Genomic DNA, 18148 nt, shown 5'->3' with positions numbered 1-18148 from the left:
GCGTAGATTTAGGCAAGCAATTTTCAAGCTGAGGCTTATTTTAAAATAATAAAATGGAGGCTATTAGGATGCAGGCAACATCTGAGGTCTTTTTCTGTTCCGAGAGAGTATCACATTACTAGATTAATAGTGTTTGTATTGATCTTATCAGCGTCAGCTAGAGATTGTCCTACTTCATCTATTATTTGATTGAATCTACCTTTAAAACTAAACAAACCACTTGCATAAGCATCCATTTGCTTTAATTCTTGAGCATGATGTTTTAGTAGTTCCCTATCAATTTTTGGGGTAGATAGAGCTTGGGACAATAGTCCGATGGCTTGGATTGCATCCTCGTATTTCTTACGTTTATCAGCAGTCAAACCTGTTCCAGTCAACCACATATCAAATTGGCTTTGACTTGCAATTTCATCTCTTAACTGGTTAGCATAGACTTCCAAGCTGATTATTTTTTTACTTAATTCTAAACGCATCTTATTCTTTGGTTGTTTCAGATCAAGCTGCATTTTATTTTCTAGTTGCTTAAAGAACTGCGTACAGTCCTGTAGTGTTGGTCGTTGAAACTCATTCACCGCAGTCATTTGCTCAAGAAAATGTTTTATCATTAATTGATCATAACTTAAATGGTACTTATTCGTTAAAGATTCTTTTTGGCCGTTTCCATAATCTATGTAAAATTTTTCAACAAGAATTTTTCCTAATGAATAAACATCACTCGCTTTAGAAAATCGATACTCACGACCTGTAAAACAATCCGCGGCCATATAAGCTCTATCTGACGAGGCATCTGTATAAACATATGTTTCATCAGAAATGAACTTAGCTCGGTTAAAGTCAACAATATTAGCTTGAGCCATTCCTGGTTCCCAAATGACATTCGCGGGTTTTAAATCAGAATGAATAATATTCTTGTCATGTAATAGCTGTAAATTAATACACAGTGCCGATGTTAATTGAACAAAAGTAATCGAACCATAACTGTATTTATCTTTATGGGCTTGAATATCTTTTCCCGGACGCAAAGACATGGCAATCACAGCTTCTTGAACCGTAGCAACTCCATTTATAGTAACACCTGCTTCTGGCTTTAGAATAACATTCTTAGTTCGTTGCCCTAAAGAAAAACCCTTAGACTGCTGTAGTTGGTAAAGAATATCATACTCATGTTCAGCCTCTTCTCGTGCAATGTCTATATCTCTTTTTCCCAGTGTACCACCAGCACTATAATCAGTAATTTTTATTGCAACTTCAGCATCTGGAATTACCTTGCTATTTTTAATATCAAGCTGAATTCCCTGCGATACCTCTCCAAATGCACCCGCACCGAGTTTTTGCAACACAAGAAAATAGATAGGATTTTGATCCTTATCAAAAAGCCTGACTATTTTGAATTGCCCTTCATCATCTTCAACGATATTAATAGAGTCCAATTCAGCAAATTTCTGAATTGCTTTTTGGGATAGTTGATCAATAAGTGCTGGATGAGGCAGCATCTTTCGTTTTGCTTTTGAATGAGCATCTAATTTAATACCAACCTTAGTCATTTTAGCTCTCCAAAATGGATTTACAAACAATACTTAATAAGTGTTTTTTATATATTATATTGCGCAAATATTAATGAATTATTAAATTTCAAAAACTACATTATGATGCAATTCGAATCGGGACCTGAATCATTATCTGAATCTGGCTCAGAATCTCGCCGTGGCATGTCTGTACCCGGCAAATCTGGTTTTTGAAACAAACCAAATGCGTGCAATAAATGATGCCTAAAACCATGTTCAGAGGGTGCTGAATAATTCCAGTCGTCACGGAGATGATGAATGTGCTCTATGTATTTACCTGCTGCATGGATTGTTTTATATCCATTTTTTCCAGCAGCGGTTATATTTTTCAGGTCATCATCGACTAAGACGATAGTATCTGGCGAACCGATGTACTTCATGTCTTTTATAGCACCGGCTATATGTTCATTTTTGTTTGCTTCCCCAGGTTTTAGTGGAAGCCAAGATTCAACATGTATGCCTTGGACTTCCTCTTCATTTAAGCCAATTACTTCTCGCAAATATTGTGGAATAAATACACTGCCATAAGCATTAAACGAGGCAATCGCAAGACTATGGCCTGTGTCAAGAATAGAGCTAAGTGTAGTTCGCCAAATTTCAGCGCCATTTATTGGCTCAATTTCCTTGATAACATCCCACATCTCTTCAGTTTTCGTAAGATGCGATACGGCATTATGAGTATTTTCAGAGGTGATTGTTTCATCAAAATCTAGAATAAATAAAGACATGTGCAGCCCAATGAAACGATATTAATTGAGTATTTATTATACATACGGGTTTCGTAAATATCAAACCAAGCAACTCTATTTATCTTTAAAGCAATAACCATTTCCCTGATTAGGCTACTAATATAAGCCACGCTCGGAACCATTGAGAACCTCTACCTCCACACGATTTCGTCCCGCCCCCTTAGCCTTGTAAAGCGCTTCGTCCGCCCGTTTCATAATCGTTTCCACCTCTTGCTCGCCAGGCGCACGCTCCGTAACCCCGATGCTAACCGTAAACGGAATAGGCCTGCTTTCATGCCAGGTATGGGTAAAATCCTGCGTCTCAATTTTAACTCTTAACTTCTCTGCGATAATCCGCGCGGCCTCCACATTAGTGCCTGGAAGCGCCACCGCAAACTCTTCTCCCCCCCATCGGGCAAAAACATCCATAGGACGACAAATCCCAGCCCCTATTTGCGCTAAGACGCGCAACACCTCATCGCCTACATCGTGGCCGAAGGTATCATTAACTTTTTTGAACAAATCAATATCAAGCATTAGCAAAGACAATTCCTCTTCTGCTTGCAACGCATTCTCAACGACGCTAAGAAACTCTCGGCGATTTGGCAAACCGGTTAATTGATCGGTTACTGCTTCTTTTTTAAGTAAGTTCATGAGGCGGACGCGATCTTGTATGTCCCTGATAATCGCCGTAAATTCCAGCAAGCCTCCAACATTGATTTTAGATATGGCGATTTCAATCGGTAATAATGAGCCATCTCGATGCAATCCGTAAATAAGGCTGCGTTCATTCATTTGCCGAGAACGAACAGGAGAACGAGCAAATTGGCTGACATAGCGGTCATGATGTTGACGATATTGTTCTGGAATAAGCTGCATCAGTGGTTTACCCACGACCTCAGAAGAATCGTATCCAAACAAATTTTCTGCGGCACGGTTAAACAAAGTAATATTATGTTCTTGATCGATGGTTACGATTGCATCATAAGCAGCATCAACCACCGAACGAAAACGGGAGGTAGAAACCTCCAGTTCATGCATCAACTCCATTTTTTGGGTGATTTCTATTCCAGTTACAAGCAACTCAAGAACCTGGGTACCTTCTTCCGTGTGTCTAAAGGGTTTTAATGAGAGCCGCCACCAATGTGTACCATCCCGCAAATCATAAGCCTGTTCTAATTCCTGAGCCACACCTGAATTGAAACACTCTTGTAATTTGGTACGAAACTCATGACGGGCATAGCTAGGCAGCAATAGATCGAAGGGTACGGGAAAATCCCCTACATTAGCGCCACGCCCACCGGTCATATTAAGAAACCCTTTATTGCATGCAGTGACCTGCAGTGCCCCTTTCTCATCATGCCCAACTAAGGCGACACTGGCCGCAATCTCATTAACAAACTCCTGCGTTCGCAACACTTTTTCAGCCTCTTTGCGGCTAGTAATGTCCTCTGCTTGCGCAATAAAATAAAGCGGTTTATTCGTACGGTGGTCCCGAACAACGGAACGAGTGATCTGCACCCAGATCATAGTACTGTCTTTGCGAATATATCGTTTTTCAAGTTTGTACGAATTGATACTACCATCCAGTAATTTCTGTACATTAAAGTCATCTACCCCCAAATCATCTTCCAAGGTCAATTGCTTGTAATCCATACCGAGCAATTCTTCTTGGGTGTAGCCGGTCATCTCGCAATAAGAGGGATTAACTCGCAATAATTTTCCATCAATGGAAACGGCACCAATGCCTGTGGGTGCATATTCAATAATCTTTCGTAGATCATACTCTGTAAGAAAGGTGTTATCAGGAACTTGTGTTGGTGAATCATGGGGAATTCCTTTTGACATTACATTTCCTTATTGCCAGCCCTAACTCTACATTTATTATAACATGCTTTAATGAGGTGATAATTGAAGTACATGGAATACCGTAAAAAACACGGTATTTCAAAATAGCCCAGCTTATATAATAAGCACACTAATTTTCATAGAAAAGATTATGCTTACAAGCCCTGTTGCCAAACAACTTCAATTGACTTAGATGCAATTCAAATGCTACTTGCCTCTAATAGGCAACGATACAAAACAAAGACATTAAGTCCTGAGAATTACCCGTCACGGCCTAACCGCACATATAATCACCTCTAATAATGATGATGAACTTCTTCAATTATTAAAAAAATAAGTACACGGACTCTAGCAGGGTAAATATCCTATCAAGATAAAATCTATTAAAATAACCTCTTGCATAAGAAGAGGGAAAGACGCTCAGGTCTTCGTGCCATGCTGAATTATGTTAAGCAAAGCTACCGCACTATTATGCTCCATCTCTTTAGAGCCAAATAATAAAGTCATTTTTTCAATTTTTGCCTTGTCTTTAATTTCATCAATTAAATCCCGTTTATCCTCTAATTCTTGGGTGAAAACCTCGATTCATCCGAGCTCCCACATAAAGCATATTCAGCAGTCCACCTGCCCTATTCTATACTCCTATGGCAGGAGAAGGGCGATGTGAGAGGCCGTTGCAAAAAAGGAGGTACCCTGATTTGATAGAAATGTAGGTACGATTGTGTGAGAGCCATTAAATCTAAACTTAATGAATTGCTAAGGACGCCAAGAAAATTGCTTCTCTTCATCCTCGGCAACTTTCTCGATGTCATCGTCCTCTAATTCCCCATCCTCGTCCGCTGACCAGAAATCGTCATCAGGATTAACAAAGGCCTGCTGACTATTAGATGCCACTTGCTTTGTCACATTCAAACGGACTATATAATCCATAACAGAATCCAGGTGCATGGAAAAATCCATGAGCTGTTCTTCACTTAACGAGTTCTTATTGGCTTGAATGAAAACATCCAAATCCAGTAACTCTTTCAGACTAAGGTTGAAGGTGTTCTTTGATAATAAATCAAAAAACTGATTGTCTTCGATAAGGCCTTCTAACTTGATCTTAATTGAAAGCTCCTCGTTTAAATGCTGTCTGAAAAGATAAATTAAAGATACTTTTTTTCTTGTTTCACTAGAACTAGAGGTCGCTTCACCCCTTAATAATGGTTCTATTTTGATTTTCTCAACCATGATCTCTGCTTTCCTCATAAAAAAACCCGATGGTGTATAAGACCCTTTGCCGTCGATTAATTGGCGAAACCGTGCATACTCCTGTTTATCAATTTGTCGTGCCGTTAGAAATTCCAATCGTTGAAACAACTGTAGCTCCCAAGATGACAATAAATCGTTATTAATCATTGCAAAAAACTCTGCATCATTAGAGCAAGTTTGCAGCTTAATTAAAAAATCTATATAAGAGGTAGGGTTGTCGATATTGGTATCTTGAGCCTGGACACTTAACATTCCTACTTGAGAACGAGTCTGTTCAAAAATAGACAGTGGCTCTGGAATTAGCTCGACTCGACTTTTAAGAATTTGCATCATTTCATGGTATGAAACTTCTTGCTCCGGTGTATCCAGTACGTAAGTACCTTTATAAAGAGCATATAATTCAATTAGATGTAAAAATTGGGGGTTAGCTATTCTTTTAAGAAAAAACTCATCCGAGGTAGAAGAAATGATGAAATCTAGGATATTTTGGGCTCGTTCTTTTTCATTAGGTAGGATAAAAGGACTACTTACAACTTGTTGCCAATAGGTACGTAATACAGATAAAAGAGTACCCGAATCCTGTAGTAAAGTGTGTTGGTGATGCATGAATCATTCCTTGGTAATTGCAAAAATTGAAGTTTATTGGGGGTAAATATTAGGCTATTTATTGCTTTTATGCCTGAATCCCAGCAATAACCTCTACCACAGCTGGAATCGATAGGTCATCTTACAGAGACAAGATGCCTTAGGAAAACAGATATCAGGTGTATTGGGTATTTTACTCGGACAAAATCAGGTAGTGCACTCTGTAATCTATCTTATTGTTTAATATTCAAAAAAGCAGCTAACTGACTAGGGTTATGCAATACATCAGCTAAAGTATACTGCCCCAATATCGCCATAAAAGCCGCCCGAGCTTCATGCAGCACGGTCTTTAATTTACAGGTTGGAGCAATACAACAATTAGCCTTTGTTTTATTAAAACAGGGAACCAAATCAAAATGCGGCTCCAATTGGACAACTAATTGACCTAAATTAACAGATTCGGGTTGAGCCGCCATTAAAATGCCCCCATTTTTGCCACGAATCGTCTTAATCAATCCAAGCTTTCCTAAATTATGAATAATTTTAACCATGTGATTATTGGAAATGTTGTAAGCATCAGTAATGTCTTTAATCGTGCATGAGCCTTTTTTAAGCGCGATATAAATCAAGGCGCGTAATGAATAGTCAGTAAATTGCGTAAGCTGCATAATTAAATCTCATAGTGTTCTTGAATCTAAGTATTTATCCTTAGAAGGAATATTGCAAATATACCTTAAGAAAGAACGAGTCAAAATACAGTAAGTTTAGAGAACTATTGCATCTTGACCGTGGTATCCTAACTAGGCTTTCCCACCCTTCGAGCACAATGGGAGAACACTCTATATTAAAGCAATTTTTTCTTTTAATGATTGAATTTTAAAAGGTTTTTCCAAAACATCATTAGCCCCGATCTCCAAAGCTAATTCTTTAATATTAGGAGAAGCAGAAAGGATAATAACGGGTATGGCCTGGGTTCTTGCATTCATCTTAAGGATACGACACAGTTCAAGGCCATCGAATCCCGATAATTGTTTATCTATCAAATAAACATCCGGTACCAACATATTTTCTGCGAACACTTCTTCTGCTTTCCCGCAAAGCAGCAACTTGTATTCAGGCTCTTGAAAGATTAATTGCATCGCATCTTGTATCGAAGGATCATCCTCAACTAACACGATTACTTTCATTCGTTCCCTTCGATAACTTGTATCGGGATAATAAAACTAAGCGTAGAGCCAACTCGTTCTTGGCTTTCAACTTCCATCCAACCTCGATGCATATCAATAATATCTTTACAAATCGCAAGCCCTATCCCCATGCCTGGAAAAGTTTTGGCTTCATTAGACAGTACTCTATAAAAACGTTCGAAGATTTTTTCAAAATCCTCTTTGGGAATGCCGATACCACTATCAATAACGCTTACTTTTACAAAATTATCTATTGTTGCACTGGAAATCACAACTTTGCCGCCTAAAGGAGAATATTTTATAGCATTAGAAATAAGATTAATAAGCACCTGCCCAATACGTTCTTCGTCAGCAGCAATATGCTCAATCGACTTAAGCTGCAGCACCAATTGGTGCTTTTTCGTATTTAGCTGGATATTTTCAGCTTTCTCTCGGATTAAAGTATGCAAATTAAACAATGCTATTTTTAACTGCAACTTCCCTTCTGCCAAGCGTGTGGTATCCAACATATCCCGAATCAGCACATGTAAACGATCCACCTGCTCTCGGAGCTTTATAACCATCTCGGTATGACGAGAATTAACAGCTCCTTCAAATTGCTGTTCAAGTATTTGTGCATAAATCATCATGCTAGTAAGCGGGGTGTTTAATTCATGGCTCGCATTACCAATAAATTCATCGCGCAAACGCAACAACATCTTCAACGTCTTTTCGCTTTCGCGTAAGGCTTCTTCGACTTGGGTGCGCTCCACTAATTCCTGTTCACGAGAAATAATGATTGCCGCCGCATGCGTGAGAATTCCTGCCAATTCTAATTCTTGGGCAGTAGGATGGCGAGGCACATGAAAATAAATACCTAGAGTGCCAACTATGGGCCCATCCTTAGTGCGTATAGGAAAAGACCAGCAGGCACGACAATTATGCTTACGAGCTAAATCTCTTAAGGGCCCCCATAATGGGTCCTCTTCAACATCAGGAGTGATAATAGGCTCACCTTTATACATCGCCAAACCACAGGCCAGCGAATCAGGACCCACTTTAAAACCGTTTATATCATTTGCATAATCGTCTGGCATACCAACGATATGATAAAGTCCAGTACCCTCTGCTGACATGCGATAAAAAGCAGCCCTTGCTGTACCGTTGGTCTGAATAATGATGGTATCAACCAAAGCCTTAAGTGATATTGTCAATGGCAAGCCACTCATCGCGGCCTGAAAAGCTTCTTTTTGCCCATTTAGCCAAGACTTATTTTCACGCAACACTGTTTGCACGCGCATCCTCTCCAAGCGTGCATTTTTTAAGTCTTTCCTATCTTTATCATGAAGTTTTTCGTAAATATCTAACTGCTTTTGATAATGTATTTTTTCTTGGCGCAGTTGATCGAGCTCTGTTAAAAGAGCCTCTAAAGATTGATTAGTTAATGCTTCAGCCCCCCTCCCTTCTAAGAGCGGCTTAGGCTCACGGCTGTGTGCTGTTTTAGCCATTATTACTCCTGTAAATCTTCTGCCGCTTTATACTGATCTATCTTTATATAATCAATGGTAAACCGGTAAATTTTTTTGCTACGAGGAAAATATCGTAGCCATATAGTACTTAACTTCCTAAATAATAAAATAAAATCTGAAAAATACTGCGGATAGAAAAATCAAATGCTAGACTGGACGAGAGTGGGCTGCAGTGTAATCCACTATTCAATTAGGTTTCATTCAATTAATAAATTATAAAGATGATATCAGATATGAAAACAACAAAAACCTTATTAAAATCGATACTTACTGTGGCTTTATTCTCTTCTCCTGCTGCTTTTGCGGCAGGTAATGCCATCAGTGGCCAAGTGATGATTATTAACAACATGGGTAACGTAGACAGTAATACCAATTCTCCTGGTGCATCACAATCTGCATTCCAGGTTTCAGTATCTGATACCACTGGCGTGTGCAGTACAGCTAAACTGAATTACAATGGGTATGTTGTGGTTCCATGGTATTCCTCTGGTACCCATAGTAGCTCTCATTGCGTAGGTGCTCCTGTATCTATAAAAGTTACTCCTACAATAGGAACAGTGAGTGGCATTACTACTGCAATATATGATTCTGCGGTGATGACAGCACCTGACACCTCCCCTACACCTACTACCCTAAAGGCACCAACACCAGGTAGTGTTGTTTGCGGTATGAGCCTTTGCACAACAAGCTATGAAAATATGGCAGTAATTCTTACCGGTGATGGCAACCCCAGTACTGCCGCTGCGGCTACAGCAACCACTTGGCAAAGTCTTGCTGGAGCAGTACCCGTTTTCGATGCAGGCAATGGTGCATTACGAAGTACCGGCGTATTTGGCTTATTAGCAGTTATTGATTTAAAAGCTGAAGAGTTAATGAGAAAATATGGCTATAAACCCCATACTGGTGGTCAAGCCCCTAAATAAGGACGAGTTAGCCTGGTTGCTTTGCAGCCAGGATTTCTTCTGTTCGCCATCGAAACCAATTCCAACACTACTCCCCAATTTAAGCTCCGTCATTGCGAACGCAGTGCAGCAACCCAGGAGTGCGACAGTTTTTATTACAAGATAAAATGAATCCCGCTTGCAAGCAAACGGGATTTGATTTTTAACGCTTTTTCGGCTCAAGCATAGGACGAGGCATCACTTCACGTGGTGCATTAGCATGAAGATAGGTTTTAACAGATTTCTCGCTATCACCGAGAACAGCCGTGTCGAGCGTGCAAGCTTCCAGTAGCGCAGCATCCATAATCCCTGAGGCCTTACAAACAGCAATCGCTTGCGCAGCTTCCTTCGAACGGAGATCACTCATAAAAAATGGCCTCTCAGGAACTCCTGCTTTCACCATAGAATCGCTCTCAAGTAACATTTGATCCGGCTGTACACGCCAGCTTTCACCATAAAGGTTATAAAGATCTTGGAATGAAACAGGCCAATTCAAGACCATTCCCTGTGAAGTCACTAACTCATGAATATTACCCTCCTGGGTACCAAGGAGACCTCGTGTCTTGCCCATAGAACTACTCAGACTCACAGTAACATTCATCCAAGTATTCATGCCATTATCAAAAAGTTGTGCACGAACACTATCCCCTTTCGGCCCAATGATCACATACTCGTTGTCCCTACGAGCAATTTGCACCCCATCAATGTCTAGGTGTCTTTGCCCCTTGCTCATCTTATAAGGTTGATCATTGATGACTAACCTTGTTGGTCCGACATAAATAGCTACCCGTGTTTGTCCCATTTGTACAGCAACCGCCTTATTAATTGACGTATCCTTCCAGCGAGGATCAATCACGGGTACCCCTTGACGAGTCTGCACGATGAAATCAGGACCAGCCTCAGCTAACACAAAATCCCCAGTTGCTTGAAAGTCATATTCTAAACCAGCAAAATTGGTGATGTGGGTATCCCCAGTACTCGACGCCGTTTGACAAGCAGAGCTACCAGTATTAGTGCTACTTTCCGTAAACACAATTGCGGCTGGATTTGCTCCTGCCGGACTTGCTGTGAATATTCCAAAATTCAGGTTATTGGTCTCCGCTGTATAGCCCGTCGCCAAACAGCTTGGTGCCGCGGAACTCCCCGCATCAACCGCTGTTCTCACTTTAAGCGCTGCGACATTAGCCGAATTGTAGTTAAAGGTGGCTGCAGATCCATTACCGTCGCCAAAGACATTAAATTCCGCGGTTTGCCAATAATTCGCAAGGTTAACCACAGTGTCGTGATCATTTGTAGAATAAGCTGTTCCACCCACCGTCATCGTAAACGTGTCATTCCCCCCAGCAGCAGCTTGCCCTGCAACGACCATCTGGTTAAGTTTAGAAATGTTTAAAGGAGGGCTGGCGGTAACAGTAACTGCATTACTATTGCCATAGCAACTATTACTATAAGATATCCATCCCGTACCTGCAGGCCCCCCTGATGTTGGGCATGTCGGTCCGTAATTAATGAGCCAATATTGAATAAATGCTGTTCCACTCGCATTGGAATAGACAAATTGTGCCCAGCCTAGACAGCCAGAAACCCCATGACAGGCAGGTGTATTCTCAAAGAAATTTGAATTCAGTTGAAGAGAAAAAATATTCGGTGAAAACACATTATTGTATGGATTAACTCCGTATTCGTTCACCACACCGGTAACACTATCAAAGGATCCAATCGCTTCACTTATAGTACCGCTGGCCGCCTGCGCAGTAACATCATTACCATTACCGATTACAAAGCCATGATGCGCACGGCGACTAGGAAGATAAGGCCAGGTCGGCGCTTTGACACAAGGAACCTCAGTCCATTCAGCTTTAGGGTATTTGGCCGAAGAACACCCATTTTTTGGTCGGGGTACACGCATAATAGATGAGCGCCAGGATTTAAGTTCCTTCATGCTTGGGTGAGATGGAGATTGAGGTATCATCTTGTGGTTAGCAGGAAATTGCGGCTCAGTAGCCCCTGCGTGATTTGACGCAAGCATCAAGAGCAATCCCGAGCTCCCGATAATGTCACGTACTAAATTATATCCTTTCATATATTCTTGTCCTCCTTGGCAAATTAACGTATCGCTAAATAGATAAAAAATCCTTATTTATCAACCTTATCATACTACAATACTTTCAAACGCAAGCCAGGTATCCTGATACTATTTTTTATTAAACGAAAAATACAACTCATTGACAGCATAAAAAAACTTACGCACGATATCTTTCGGATGTCTAAAAAATACGGAAAAATAGTAAAAAATAATGCGTTTATAGGAGTTATTGGCTATTGTGATTAGATAAGTATCATTGATGTATTTTTCTGGAAAAAATAAATTTGCTTATTAGATATCAGTATCACTTAAGGCATTAATTACATAGGGAAATATATGATGCTTAATATCATTGTGAGTTTAACCTACGCTATTCTCGTTTATTTTGCTATTTTAAATATCTGGTGTCTTATCCTTTTAATTAGCTGTGCCCCAGACATCCTTAAAAAATTCAAAGAAGCCACCTATGGTGGCATTGATCAATTAATCGATCATCTCCATTTGATGCCTGTGACTATTGTTACTCCCGCCTTTAATGAGGAAAAGCGTATTTTAAATATGCTGTACAGCGGGCTAAACAGCGACTATAAAAACGTCAACTTCATTGTTGTTAATGATGGCTCAACCGACGGAACCCTGGAGCTATTAAAAAAAGAATTTTTACTTTATGAAATCCCGGTGACCAGCAAGCAATTAATAAAAACATCAAAAATAAAGAATTATTATCAATCCGAACACTTTAAAAATTTAATGGTTATTGATAAGGAACATTCTCCTTGGAATTGTGCTGCTGATTCAGTGAACGCCGGTTTAAATGCCTGCCAAACGCCAATCATGATGACGATAGATGCAGACACCGTTGTCGAGCCTGAAGCAATAACCCGGTTAATCTATACCTTTTTATCACATCGACATTGTGTGGCCGTGAGTGGCACCGTTTACTGTTTAAATGATAATAAAGTTGCTCATGGCAAAATGCTGACCCATCGATTACCCAAGCCTTTTGTTTCTGCATCACAAGCGTTAGAGCATATGCGCTCTTTTCTTTATAGCCGCTCAGGCTTAAACACCTTTGGTGGTGCTTTATGTTTTCCAGGCGCATTTACGCTCTTTGAAACCGAACTATTGCATGAGGTAAATGGTTTTGACACCCAAAACTTCAGTTATGATGCAGAAATAACCATCAAAATACACCATTTCATGCGCAAACATAAATACCCATACCTGGTAAAACATTCATCAGATGCTTTTTGCTGGACTGAGATGCCTCGTACATGGGGTGCCTTTTGGAAACAACGTGATAAATGGCAACGGGGCATGTTGCGCAGCACCGAAAAACATATAGGAATGCTATTCAATCCGAAATATGGGATTGTGGGTTTATTAACCTTTCCGCTGTATATACTTTTTGATGTGTTCGGCCCAGTAATTGAATTTACATCTCTAGTATTATTTTTACTGTGCCTTTACCTTCATCAAATTGATTGGTCCATGTTGTTTTGGTTATTGCTTTTAGCATGGGGATTTATTACTTATTGTACGTTAACAGTACTTTTCCTTAACGTAATTAGTTTTAACAAGTACCGAAAAAAGAGTGATGTATTCCGAGCGATGTGGTTATGCTTTACCGAAATGTTTGGCTTTCGCCAATTTCGCTCCATAAACTGTGCAGTATCAACATTCCGTTATACGGTTAATCGTATCTTGGGAGGACCGCTTTAGTAAGCTTAAACGATGACCACTCAGTTTGACGATTACTACAATTTTCTTAATAAAACAATACGTTAAACATCTTGTTGACCATAAACCTCAGCAAGATTATATTGGGGACGGATGACATTTATGATAATCAGTGTGCATTCATGCATCCCTACACGCAATTTAATTTTTTAGACATTTAAAAAGGAGTTCACAGTGTCGATTTATTGCTTTTTCTCTATACTTAGCGGGTGCATCTAGATGCAAAAGCATATACTTATTCTAGCCGGTTGCCTTTTCTATGATGCACTAGCTAGCGCATCATCACCCATTAGTCAAACAAACCATTTAGAAAGTCCAAGTAATCATAAACAGTCCGCTGCATCACCCTACTCTCTTCAACAAGTTCAAAAATTACGCAAAAAAGGAAAGCTTGCAGAAGCAAAAACCTTAGCTCAAGCTTACCTACAACAGCACCCTAATGATGGGGATATGCTCTTTGTATTAGGGTTAATTCATTATCAGCAAAAAAACTTAAAAGAAGCCAGTACGTGCTTTAACAGCGTCTTAGCTAAAACACCTACCTACATGGAGGCACGAATTGCCTTAATACGCACCAAAATTCTTGAGAAAAAATATCAAGAAGCATCCAATTTAATTGTAGTCGGACTGTACCAAAATCCTAAACAACCAGAACTCCTTGAACTAAAATCAATCATTATTCAAGAGGTAAGTGTTTCATCGGCTAAAGAGCTATTAAAAAAACAGCCCGTAGAAGCAACTACCCAATCTGTCGCAATATCAAAACAATTTGTAATAGCAAATAAACCACCAGTAGCAAGTCTTACAGAGATCAAAACTTTAAGAGCACAAGGCAAACTAAATCTTGCTAAAGCAAAGGCTTTACAAAATTTGAAAGTGAATCCTAAAGACCTGGATAGCGAATTATTATTAGGGCTTATCTACTTCCAATTAAAGGACTACCCTCAGGCAAGAGCTCATTTAACGGACGTCTTAGCCAAAAAGCCGGACTATTTAGATGCTCGGGTAGGGTTGATTAAATTAGATTTAACGCAAAAAAAATTTACAGAAGCGCAACATTTAATTAAAGAAGGCATGACTACTAATCCGCACAATTATCAGCCCCTCTTATTACTAAAAAGACAACTCGCGTATTTAAGTAATCCCAAAAGAGCCAAGAGAGGTCATGCAATACGCCCAGTACCGAAAATAGATAGGCTAGCCCAAGCAAAAAGTTACATCGCACAAAAAAAAAATGATGAAGCAAAGATTGCTCTACACAATCTGATCGCCCAATATCCTCATAACAGTGAATACTACATTGCACTAGCTAATTTTTATCTGGCTCAACACAATGATATGAACGCTTTGAGCGTAGTTAGAAAAGGGCTAAGAACCAATCCTTATAATACAGAGTTATTGATCACACAGGGAATGATCCACAGCACCCTGCGCCAATACGCTTTAGCTGCACGCTCCTATCACCAAGCGAAGAAAAATGCACCTAAGGATAAAAAAATCGATGGCTTATTAGCAGACATGGATAGTGTTAGTCCTCGTTATAACTATGGCTTAAATGAAATAGGTATTTCCACTGACAATGCTTATGTATCTGACGTACATTCAGTTTGGGATTGGTCCAGCATCTATTACAGTCGAGATACCATCTATGGGGTGGCGACAGCTAGAGTCAACTATGCATCAAGACTCAATCAAAATGCACCTCAATATGAGCTGGATTTTTCACCACGATTTAATAGAAATATTTACGCCGATTTAAGCGTAGCCTTTGCAAGTAAGCCTGCGATATTCCCTGACGTTGCTACAGCAGGCGAGGCTTACGTTAATATCCCGGGATTTTTTGAGCTGTCTGGGGGTGCTAAATATGCCAAAATAGCCCAAACCTTTTTTGTAACGTACACCAGTTCTATCAGTTTTTATCCTCAAAAATATTGGTTCAATTTCCGCCCCTATTATTTTGTCCCCAAAGGCCATAAAAATACGACTATTTTGTATACATTAAAGGCCAGGAGATATTTTGGGGAGGACTTGGATCATTATTTTGGAATGGGTGCTGGGAGCGGAAAAAGTCCCGACCTTGCGGACTTATTGACAGTTAATTTTATTGTTATCCAAAATAATTACGTCAACGCAAGCTATGGCTTTCCTATGTTCAACCATCATGTGATTACTGAATTAGGAGTAGGCTATCAACGATGGAAATACCCTAGCCCTTTAGTTCGTAATCTTTATGACGGCTCTGTTGCCTTTAAATATAGGTTCTGAAGGAAATACTCATGGAAACGATACTGCATATTGTAAAAATTGTAGCAATAATAGAGTTAATCCTAATCACCCTATTTGTCGTACTCATTCTTTGTGCGAAACTTTATTTTAGTTCGCATAAGAAAAAAAATAGTCAAAATTTAAAAAGGATTTTTGAGTTACTCCATACTCATATGATAAATAAAGAACCCATTTCAACTGAGCAGGCTAAAAAATTAAGAAAATCCATTCCGAATGTCCTCATTGTCATGAAGCGTCTGGGGGAAAAACCGAATGATTACTTTGAGGGGTTCAAAAAGCAATTATTCAATTTGGTATTGAAGCCCTTAGCCGTAAAATTGTGCAAATCTTATAGCGGGTTCAAACGCAACCAAGCTGCAATGTGTTATTTATACGGCCTGGAGCCCGATGATCGGGAGAGAATATACCGCTTGCTCAATGACCCTACCCTACTGATCTCCATGAATGCCGGTCTCAGCATCGTGCAATTTGGTGATGCCGAGCAGATTAATAATGTCATTACAACCTTTTCTCAAGGGCGACGTTTGCAACAAACGTTATTAGCAAAGATGATTACCCAAGGGCCTCGTGATTTATCCCCAATTATCATTGAAAGATTACGTGTCGAACTCGATCCTTATGTGAAAACATTTTGTTATCGACTGCTTTGCGAATTTCCACAACAAACCATTGCCCCCATTGCTAAAGAAGATTTTAACATTGATGTAGTCGATTTAAAAATTGCCATTATTCGCTATTATATGCATTGCCAAAACCATGAAAAAAATGAATTGATTTATGAGCTGGCAATGGATAAACACTGGGAAGTCCGAGCCGTCATAGCAAAGTCTATCGGTACCATTCCGGGAGATAAGAGCATCCAACTCTTAGCTAAATTATTATGTGATACCGAATGGTGGGTGCGACTTAATGCAGCAAACGCATTAATCGAACAAGGCGAAAAAGGCATCGATGTTTTAAACAATCAATCTCCTGATAAAGATAGATTTGCTTATGAAACCGCGCAGAAGGTATTAATAACAAGAGAGCATGTATGATGTTAAATGTTCTTGTTTTTTTTACAATTGTTATTCTTATCTATTTTGCGCTATTAAATATCTGGTGCTTTATGCTGTTAATTAGCTGTGCACCCGACATCATTAATAAATTCAAAGAAGCAACCTATGGGCGTATCGATCAATTCATCGATCATCTCGAGCTGATGCCCATGACCGTAGTTACCCCGGCTTTTAATGAAGAAAATCGCATTTTAAATATGTTGTACAGTGGGTTAAATAGTGACTATAAAAATGTTAACTTCATTGTCGTCAACGACGGCTCAACCGATGGAACGCTAGAATTATTAAAAAAAGAATTCTTGCTCTATGAGGTACCCATTACCAGTAAACAAGTGATCGAAACCTCAAAAATAAAACATTATTATCAATCTAGACGATTTAAAAATTTACTGGTTATCGACAAAGAACATTCCCCTTGGGGCTGTGGTGCAGATTCAATTAATGCAGCTTTAAATGCATGCCAAACACCAATTATGATGACCCTGGATGCCGATACCGTTGTAGAGCCCGAAGCCTTCACTCGCTTGCTTTATACCTTTTTATCACATCGTCATTGCGTTGCCGTCAGTGGCACTGTTTATTGTATCAATGATAATAAAGTTGCCCATGGAAAAATGCTAACACGTCAGCTGCCTAAATCTTTTATTTCTTCATCGCAAGCATTAGAGCACATGCGCTCTTTTCTTTATAGCCGTTCGGGTTTAAACAGCTTTGGCGGCGCACTCTGCTTTCCAGGAGCATTTACCTTTTTTGAAACCGAACTATTGCATGAGATGAATGGTTTTGACACCAAAAATTTCAGTTATGATGCAGAAATAACCATCAAAATACACCATTACATGCGCAAGCATAATTACCCTTACACAGTAAAACATTCATCAGACGCCTTTTGCTGGACGGAGATGCCGAAGACTTGGAAAGCCTTTTGGAAACAAAGGGATAAATGGCAACGTGGAATGTTACGCAGTGCAGCCGTACACATGGGTATGTTTTGCAATCCCAAATATGGAATTGTAGGTCTTTTAACGTTCCCATTTTATATTTTATTTGATATTTTTGGCCCCGTGCTTGAATTTCTTACTCTCGTACTTTTTATAATTTCTCTCTTTCTGACCCAAGTTGATTTCGTCGCATTAGCATGGTTGCTTCTTTTAGCCTGGGGCTTTATCACCTACGCTACAGTTACCGTACTTTTTCTCAATGTAATTAGCTTTAATAAATACCGCAAAAAAAGCGACCCATTCAAAGCAATGTGGTTGTGTTTTACCGAAATGCTAGGCTTCCGCCAATTTCGTGCCTTGGGTTGTACGGTATCGTCCATTCGTTATTTCATTAATCGTCTTTCAGGAAAACCACTTTAACATG

At 39.6% G+C, this 18148-nt stretch carries 13 protein-coding genes; 5 read left to right on the top strand and 8 right to left on the bottom strand.

Going from position 1 to position 18148, the window contains the following annotated elements; genetic code table 11:
* Positions 1-110 precede the first annotated feature (110 nt).
* The 7 genes from ACD661_RS00740 to ACD661_RS00710 form a co-directional block, all read right to left on the bottom strand.
* A complete protein-coding gene (locus ACD661_RS00740) occupies positions 111-1544 on the bottom strand; it encodes a protein kinase domain-containing protein (protein WP_400185586.1) in 1434 nt (477 codons plus the stop codon).
* Between the two features lie 95 nt (positions 1545-1639).
* On the bottom strand, positions 1640-2293 hold the full coding sequence (locus ACD661_RS00735) for a hypothetical protein (protein ID WP_400185584.1): 654 nt from the start codon (positions 2291-2293) through the stop codon (positions 1640-1642).
* A 117-nt stretch (positions 2294-2410) separates the two neighbouring features.
* Entirely contained in the window at positions 2411-4141 is a 1731-nt protein-coding gene (locus ACD661_RS00730; RefSeq protein ID WP_400185582.1) for a PAS domain S-box protein, read from the bottom strand.
* 756 nt (positions 4142-4897) lie between these two features.
* On the bottom strand, positions 4898-5998 hold the full coding sequence (locus ACD661_RS00725) for a hypothetical protein (RefSeq protein WP_400185580.1): 1101 nt from the start codon (positions 5996-5998) through the stop codon (positions 4898-4900).
* Positions 5999-6210: 212 nt separating this feature from the next.
* Positions 6211-6645 (bottom strand): Rrf2 family transcriptional regulator, encoded by a 435-nt coding sequence (locus ACD661_RS00720; RefSeq protein WP_400185579.1) that lies wholly within the window; start codon positions 6643-6645, stop codon positions 6211-6213.
* Between the two features lie 171 nt (positions 6646-6816).
* On the bottom strand, positions 6817-7164 hold the full coding sequence (locus ACD661_RS00715; RefSeq protein ID WP_400185577.1) for a response regulator: 348 nt from the start codon (positions 7162-7164) through the stop codon (positions 6817-6819).
* On the bottom strand, positions 7161-8651 hold the full coding sequence (locus ACD661_RS00710) for a sensor histidine kinase (RefSeq protein ID WP_400185575.1): 1491 nt from the start codon (positions 8649-8651) through the stop codon (positions 7161-7163). The genes ACD661_RS00715 and ACD661_RS00710 overlap by 4 nt, the downstream gene beginning before the upstream one ends.
* A gap of 254 nt (positions 8652-8905) precedes the next feature.
* Here ACD661_RS00710 and ACD661_RS00705 point away from each other — a divergent pair, with 254 nt between their 5' ends.
* Positions 8906-9595: a hypothetical protein gene (locus ACD661_RS00705; protein WP_400185574.1), complete on the top strand. Its 690-nt coding sequence runs from the start codon at positions 8906-8908 to the stop codon at positions 9593-9595.
* A gap of 181 nt (positions 9596-9776) precedes the next feature.
* On the opposite strand, the gene ACD661_RS00700 is transcribed toward ACD661_RS00705, so the two are convergent.
* Positions 9777-11696: a VWD domain-containing protein gene (locus tag ACD661_RS00700; RefSeq protein ID WP_400185572.1), complete on the bottom strand. Its 1920-nt coding sequence runs from the start codon at positions 11694-11696 to the stop codon at positions 9777-9779.
* Between the two features lie 339 nt (positions 11697-12035).
* On the opposite strand from ACD661_RS00700, the gene ACD661_RS00695 reads away from it, so the two are divergent.
* The 4 genes from ACD661_RS00695 to ACD661_RS00680 all read left to right on the top strand — a co-directional run bounded on the left by ACD661_RS00695 (position 12036) and on the right by ACD661_RS00680 (position 18144).
* Positions 12036-13421, top strand: a complete 1386-nt coding sequence (locus ACD661_RS00695; protein ID WP_400185571.1) for a glycosyltransferase family 2 protein — start codon at positions 12036-12038, stop codon at positions 13419-13421.
* A 237-nt stretch (positions 13422-13658) separates the two neighbouring features.
* The gene (locus ACD661_RS00690) at positions 13659-15704 is read left to right on the top strand and encodes a YaiO family outer membrane beta-barrel protein (protein WP_400185569.1); all 2046 of its coding nucleotides are present in this window, start codon (positions 13659-13661) and stop codon (positions 15702-15704) included.
* Between the two features lie 11 nt (positions 15705-15715).
* On the top strand, positions 15716-16762 hold the full coding sequence (locus ACD661_RS00685; RefSeq protein WP_400185567.1) for a HEAT repeat domain-containing protein: 1047 nt from the start codon (positions 15716-15718) through the stop codon (positions 16760-16762).
* Positions 16759-18144: a glycosyltransferase family 2 protein gene (locus ACD661_RS00680; protein WP_400185566.1), complete on the top strand. Its 1386-nt coding sequence runs from the start codon at positions 16759-16761 to the stop codon at positions 18142-18144. The genes ACD661_RS00685 and ACD661_RS00680 overlap by 4 nt, the downstream gene beginning before the upstream one ends.
* Positions 18145-18148: the final 4 nt, after the last annotated feature.

The sequence above is a fragment of the Legionella lytica genome (genome assembly GCF_044626755.1).
Taxonomy (GTDB): domain Bacteria; phylum Pseudomonadota; class Gammaproteobacteria; order Legionellales; family Legionellaceae; genus Legionella; species Legionella lytica_A.
The sequence above is the reverse complement of the archived record's forward strand: the minus strand, read 5'-3'. Positions and strand labels throughout refer to the sequence as shown.